Origin of the sequence: Mesorhizobium sp. B2-4-17 (assembly GCF_006441275.1) — a bacterium.
Lineage (GTDB): Bacteria > Pseudomonadota > Alphaproteobacteria > Rhizobiales > Rhizobiaceae > Mesorhizobium.
Genome location: NZ_VFUX01000034.1, coordinates 63,501 through 69,749 on the forward strand (window position 1 = coordinate 63,501; position 6,249 = coordinate 69,749).

At 63.3% G+C, this 6,249-nt stretch carries 4 protein-coding genes; all 4 read right to left on the bottom strand.

Annotated elements, in window-relative coordinates:
* Window positions 1-20: 20 nt before the first annotated feature.
* Entirely contained in the window at window positions 21-1,178 is a 1,158-nt protein-coding gene (locus tag FJ548_RS24285; protein ID WP_140608959.1) for an ABC transporter permease, read from the bottom strand.
* An 11-nt stretch (window positions 1,179-1,189) separates the two neighbouring features.
* A complete protein-coding gene (locus FJ548_RS24290) occupies window positions 1,190-2,224 on the bottom strand; it encodes an ABC transporter permease (protein WP_140779160.1) in 1,035 nt (344 codons plus the stop codon).
* 149 nt (window positions 2,225-2,373) lie between these two features.
* Entirely contained in the window at window positions 2,374-4,032 is a 1,659-nt protein-coding gene (locus FJ548_RS24295) for an ABC transporter substrate-binding protein (protein WP_140608963.1), read from the bottom strand.
* A 252-nt stretch (window positions 4,033-4,284) separates the two neighbouring features.
* Window positions 4,285-6,249 (bottom strand): translocation/assembly module TamB domain-containing protein (locus FJ548_RS24300; protein ID WP_181168888.1); only part of this gene is annotated, 1,965 nt, incomplete at its 5' end.

The window sequence follows — 6,249 nt, forward strand, 5'->3', positions numbered from 1 at the left end:
CGGGATCCGGGACCCCGCCTTCAATCCTTCATCGATTGCTCGCGCAGCGAGTCCGCGAGCAGGTTCAGCCCCAGCACGAACGACATCAGCGCGATCGTCGGCGGCAGCGCCGGGTGGATGAAGGAGCGCAGCAGCCGGCTGGCATCCTTGATCGCCGTGCCCCAGTCCGGGCTCTCGGGCGCCAGGCCCAGGCCGAAATAGCCCAGCGTGCCGAGCAGGATCGTAGTGTAGCCGATGCGGAGGCAGGCGTCGACGATCAGCGGTCCGCGCGCATTGGGCAGGATTTCCCAAAGCATGATGTACCAGGGCGATTCACCGCGCGTCTGCGCCGCCGCCACATAGTCGCGCGTCTTGATGTCCATGGTCAGGCCGCGCACGATGCGGAACACGCCGGGACTGGAGGCGAACACCACCGCCACGAAGATGTTGAGCTGGTTGGGATCGATATGGACGATCTTCAGCGGATCCCTGTCGAAGACAAGCCCGATATAGATCCAGCCGCCGACGATGAGTGTCAGCCCGAGCAGGATGTAGATCCGGTCCGGCCGGTTCTTGAAGCGGGTCCAGAACAGCACGCAGAAGAAGATGATCGGGAACAGGAAGAAGACGCCGGCCAGCGCATAGGGAATCGGCGTGTCCATGATGCCCGGCGTCACCAGCAGGTAGAACAGCAGGATCACCGGAAAGGCCAGCACGAGGTTGGCCAGGAACGACAGGATCGAATCGATCTTGCCGCCGTAATAGCCGGCCGGCAGGCCGAGCGTGATGCCGACCATGAGCGCGAAACCGGTCGCCGCGGGCGCGATGATCAGCACGATCTGGCTGCCATAGACCATGCGCGAAAAGACGTCGCGCGCCAGCTTGTCGCCGCCGAACAGATAGACGAGCCCCGATTGCGGTTCGATGGCGCCGGGCAGCGTGTCCTTCATGATCGGGATCTGGCCGAGCGGATCGAAAGGCGAGATGGTCGAAGCGAAGATCGCGGTGAACAGCCAGAACAGGCAGATAAAGACGCCGGCGATGCCGACGCCGCTGTCGAACAGCTGGCCGTAGAGCGCCAGCTTCTTCTTGTAGAGGAAGCTGGCGCCCATGACGATGGCGAGCGCGACCCACACCGGCCAGAAGCGCCAGAGCACTTCGAGGATGATGGCGGAGCCGCTGATGTATTGGGCTTGCATGCGCCTTCTCCCTACTGAACCCGGATGCGCGGGTTAAGGAACGCGTAGCCGACGTCGGAAATGAGCTGCGTGATCAGGACGATGAACACCGAGACCAGCGAGCAGCCGAGCAGAAGATCGATGTCGTTGTTGCCGGCCGCCTCGACCAGCGTGTAGCCGAAGCCCTGGTAGCGGAACATCACCTCGACGATGACGACGCCGGTGAGCAGCCAGGGGAACTGCAGCATGATGACGGTGAAGGGCGCGATGAGTGCGTTGCGCAGCGCGTGCTTGACCACCACGCCGCGGAAGGAAAGGCCCTTCAAGCGCGCGGTGCGGATATATTGCTGCGTCATGACCTCGACCATCGAGGCGCGCGTCATGCGGGCGATGTAGCCGATGCCATAGATGGCGAGCGTGATCACCGGGAGCGTGAAGTTATAGAAGGTGATGCCCTGGCTCGCTGATGCCGCCGACCCGTTCAGCCAGCCGAGCCAGGAGGCAAAGATGACGGTGAAGATGACGCCAGACACATATTCAGGCGTCGCCGTCGAGGCGATCGAGGCGACCGACAGCACGCGATCGGTGCGTGACCCCTCCCGCATGCCGGCAAGGATGCCGACCAGCAGCGAGACCGGCACCATCACCCCCAGCACGCATAGCATCAGAATGCCCGTGGCGCCGAGCGCCGGGAACAGCTTGGCCGCCACTGTGGTCTTGAACTTGGTCGAGCAACCGAAATCGCCCTCGATCACGCCGGAGAATGTCGGCACGGCCGGATCGTTGCAGAAGGAGAAACGCTGCGTGGTCTTTCCGGTCGCCGGATCTGTGATCGGCTGCTTGGGCACGACGCCCAGCCACTGGCCGTAGCGCGCGAAGAAGTTCCGGCGGTAGCCATGATTGACCAGCCAGCTTTCGAGCTGCTCGGCCGACGTGTGCATTTCCGTCTGGCTGATCGCCAGCTTCTTCAGGTTGGGTTCGAGATTGACGAGGAAGAAGACGACCAGCGTCAGGCACAGCATCGTGAGCAGAATCGTGCCGATGCGCCTGATGATGAATGAGAACATTGTGCCCCCCTGCCGGCCGGGTTGGGGTCAGATCTGGTCAACCCTGGGTCGAAAACCCTGTGACGTGGCGCCGCCGCTGCATCCAATGCAACGGCGACGGTCCTGCGAATACGAGGGCTCAAATGCCCTCGTATTCATCAAGCTGCGGGTCACGCCTTATCGAGCCAGACCTTGCCGAAATCGTGCTCGTAGGTGGGGTGCATCGAGTGGTTCTTCACCTCGGGCTTAATGTTGATGTAGAGCTTGCGCCAGTACGGCTGGATGATGATGCCGGATTCCTGCAGCGTCTGCTCGATGTCCTTCATCACCACCTTGCGCTTCTCCGCATCCGCGATGCCGAGCGCCTCGCCCACCTTCTTGTCGAAATCCGGATTGGCATAGGCCGTCTCGTTCCAGGCTTCGCCAGAGCGGTAGGCGATGGCGATCACCTGGATACCCAGCGGGCGCATGTTCCAGTTGGTTTCCGAGAACGGGTATTTCGTCCAGTCGTTCCAGAAGGTCGAGCTCGGCAGCACGGTGCGCTTCACCTTGATGCCGGCTTCGCGCAGCTGAGCCGCGATCGCGTCGGTGGTGTTCTTGTGGTAATCCTCGTCATTGCTGATCAGCTCGTGCTCGAAATCGATCACCCCGGCTTCCGTCAGCATCTGCTTGGCCTTGGCCATATCGCGCTTGATCTCCGGCAGCTTGACATATTCCGGATGGATCGGCGCCACATGGTGGTTTTCAGCCGGCGTGCCGGCATTGCCGTAGCCGAGCTGCAGCACCACTGAATTGTCGACTGCCAGGCACATCGCCTGACGCACCTTCTGGTCGCCATAGGGCTTGGCGTTGACGTTGAAGCGCGACACCACGGTCGCCGCCGTCACCACTTCCGAAACCGGGGCGCCGACACCTTCGATAATCTTGACGTAGTCGGCGGTCGTCTCGTGGTTGGTCTGCACTTCGCCCGACTCAAACGCCGAAACCGTCGCGGCCGGATCGGTGCCGTAGTCGATGAACTCGACGCCGTCGAGGAAGACTTCGCCCTGCCACCACTTGCCGGTCTCGCGGCGCTTGTAGACCACCTTCTGGCCGACATCGTAGGACACGAGCTCGAATGGGCCGGTGCCGATCGGGCAGTTCTTGAAGTTGGCGCCCTTCGCATCGAAGGTCTTGTGCACAACGAGTGCCGGATAGTCGGTCAAATTGGCGATAAGGGCGATGTCGGGCTTGCTGAGCTTGAGCTTGACGGTCATGTCGTCGACCTTGACGATCGATCCTTCGCTCAGCTTCTTGGTCTTCTCGTCGACGAGGCTGCCGAGGCGGCCCGGCATCGAATTGCCTTCCGCGGCCTTGTCGGCCCAGCGGGTGAAATTGTAGATGACGTCGTCGGCGGTGAACTTGTCGCCATTGTTCCACTCGACACCAGGCCGCACATGCAGCGTGTACTCGGTGGCGTCGTCGTTGATGTCCCAGCTTGCCAGCAGATATGGCGCGAACGTGTACTGGTGGGTGTACTTCACCAGGGGCTCGAGCGCCTGGCGTTCGGCATTGGCGATTTCCGACCAGTCGGCCGTGCGCGGATCCTTGGGATCCTTGACGGACATGGCGACCTTGATCACGCCGCCCTTCTTGCCCTGCACGTCCTCGGCCTTGGCCGGTGTCGGCGCGGCAAGGCCGAGCAGGCCGTAGGCCATGGCGGTCGAAGCGCCGAAGATGCTGGCGAGCGCCAGGAATTCGCGCCGATCCACCGTTCCCGCCTTGGCTTCTTCGGCCATGGCCAGGATGTGATCCGGAACGCTGTCGCCATTACTCTTGTAGATTGTCATCACTAACTCCCATTGTTGGCTTTCCGCCGATTAACATTCCGCATCCGGGCCGTGATGTCAAAGACGGCATGGATTGGGAACATGTTAGCGAATGTGCAACTTTGGAAAGAGAGCGGTTCGCGCGATAACGACAGTCTTGGCGCAAAATTGCTAGTGCGCCCAGATTTCGCCAAAATCTCTTCGGGCCATTAAACAGAGACATTTACACAGCTTACGACAGCGCCAGTCCCGGCCATGGTGAGGGCCAGACCCTCAATATTCCCTTTCGTAGAAGATGCCGCCCTTGGCCTCGCCGGCATCCGTCGCCTCGCCCCGCAATTTGACGCCGCGCCCGACATTGAGGTCGATGGCCGCCTTGCCCGATCCCGGCTTGTCGCCCTTCTGGATGGTCACATAAGTACGGTCGTTCAGGTATTTACCGGCCGAGACCGCCGTGCCGCCCTTCTCGTCGGTGGTGACGTCGAGATCGTCGACGCCGATGGCGCTGCGCAGATTTTCCAGCAACGAGGTCGAACCGCCGACACCGGCCAGTTGCCCCGCCGCTTCGGCCAGTTGCGCGATCTGCAGCGGCGACAGATTCGACATCGAACGGCCGAAGATCAGTTGCGCCAGCACCTCGTCCTCGGGCAGCGCCGGCACCGAAGTGAAGGTGAATTTCGGATTTGTCGCCTCGCCCGACACCACGATGGTGACGGTGGCGCTGGCCGTCGCCGTTGTCGCGGTCAGGTTGAGATAAGGCACCAGCGAGCCGGAAAAGCCGACCGTGCCCTCGGTGAAGGTCAGCCGCTTGCCGAGGATCGACAGCCGGCCGCGCTGCAGGGTGAAGGTACCGACAGCTTGCGGCGACGAAGCCGGACCGGTCAGCCTCAGCGAGCCGCCGAGTTCGGCGTCGACACCCCTGCCCTGGATAAAGATCTGATTCGGCGCGTTGACCGTGACGTCCAGCGCGAGACCGCTGCCGCCGCTCTTGCCGCTCGTCGTCGCCGGCCGCAGCGCCTTGTCCTGCGCCCTGACCGCGCCTGGCGCGTTCTTGTGCTTGACATCGAGCTCCGAAAGCGAGCCCGGCAGCTTGTCGGGAACGGTGATGACGGTCTTGGCCAGGTTGACGGTCCCGGCAATCGCCGGCGCCGACGTCAGCGGGCCCTTGATCGTCAGGTCGCCGCCAAGATTGGCGGTCACCACGCGCCCGTCCGTATAGCGGCCGTCGGTGAGCTTGATCGACAGGTCGGCCGGGAAGCCTTGCGCCGGATTGATGCCGACCGTGCCGCTGGCCGACAGGCTGCCGCGCGTCGACAATGTTCCGGTCAGCCGGTTGATCCTGGCGACGCCGCCGCCAATCGAGACGTCGGCGGCGATATCGTTGACGGCGAGGCCCGAGCGCGCATCGACGAGCCGCGCGCCGGAGGTGCTGACGCTGCCGCCGATGACCGGCGACGTCGCTGGACCGCGCACCTGAACATTGACTTTGGCCGTTCCCGTCAGCGACAGGCCTTGCGCGGCAAGCTTTTGGCTGAGGATGCCGAAGGGCACGCCGCCATTGAAATCGAGCACCAGCGCCGGCGTGCCCGCCGTCGTCACCGTGCCGCCGCCCTTGAGGCCAAGGCCGGCTCCGTCGCCGACATTGGCGTTGAAGGTGAGCTTGTTGGCGGCAAAGGTGCCGGACGAGGAAACGCTGACCGCGCCGACACCGGCGCCGCGGGTCTGCGACGTCTGCACGCCAGCCGCGTCGATGTTGAAAGCAACCGCCGGACTCGCTGGCGCACCGGTCACCTTCACCGTACCCGAAATCGAACCCGCCGCATCGAGGCCGCGCGAAAAACTGTTGGCGAGCGACATCGGCACCTTGGCCAGCGTGGCATTGATGTCGAGCGTCTGCCCGACCTTGCCGGTCACCGTCGCCGTGCCGCCGCCAAGGTTGAGCACCAGCCGGTCCAGCGTCGTGATGCCATTGGCGATGCTGATGGTGGAGGCTTGGGCAATGACCGCCTGGATGCCCTGGACAGTCGCCTGTCCGGAAGCAAGTTCGATGGTCGTCGTGCCGTTGGCGGCTTTCACCCGGCCAGCCGCCTTGGCCGGAATGCCCTTGACCGTGGCGCCGCCGGAGAAGCCGGTCCAGTCGCCGTCACGCTTCAGATCGACATCGATGCCGCTGATCACCGTGCCGCCCGATATGACGGTGTCGGCATGGATCTTGCCCGAGATCACCGGCGCCGCAAG